The organism is Staphylococcus sp. HMSC061G12, from assembly GCF_001838465.1.
GTDB classification, from domain to species: Bacteria; Bacillota; Bacilli; order Staphylococcales; family Staphylococcaceae; genus Staphylococcus; species Staphylococcus simulans.
In genome coordinates, this window is the sequence record NZ_KV837071.1 from 1 (window position 1) to 418 (window position 418).

Below are 418 nucleotides of genomic sequence, written 5' to 3' on the forward strand. Positions count from 1 at the left end.
AAGAAATTATAACAGAAATCAACGCAATTACTAGAGGTTGGATAAATTACTTCGGTAGAGGTTTTATTAAAGTATTTGTCCAACGAATACAAAAGTGGTTGAACCGTCGTATCAGACAACTTATTTTAAAGCGATGGAAGAAAATCAAAACAAAATACAAGATGTTTCGAAAATATGGATTAGACCACAATAGTGCTATGCGTATTGCGAACTCAAGAAAGAAGTATTGGAGACTTTCAAACACGCATGAGGTTCATCGTGCGCTTACAACAAATAGACTCTACAAGTGGGGACTAGTACCACTAACCCGACTCGCAGAGTCTGCTTACGCAAGATATTGAACCGCCGTGTACGGAACCGTACGCACGGTGGTGTGAGAGGACGAGTGGTCAATTAATGATTACTCTCCTACTCGATT

At 39.7% G+C, this 418-nt stretch carries 1 protein-coding gene; it reads left to right on the top strand.

Annotation, left to right across the window (positions count from 1 at the left end; translation table 11 throughout):
• Window positions 1-341: group II intron maturase-specific domain-containing protein (locus HMPREF2937_RS07000; protein WP_306807040.1), on the top strand; the 341-nt coding region annotated here is incomplete at its 5' end.
• Window positions 342-418 lie beyond the last annotated feature (77 nt).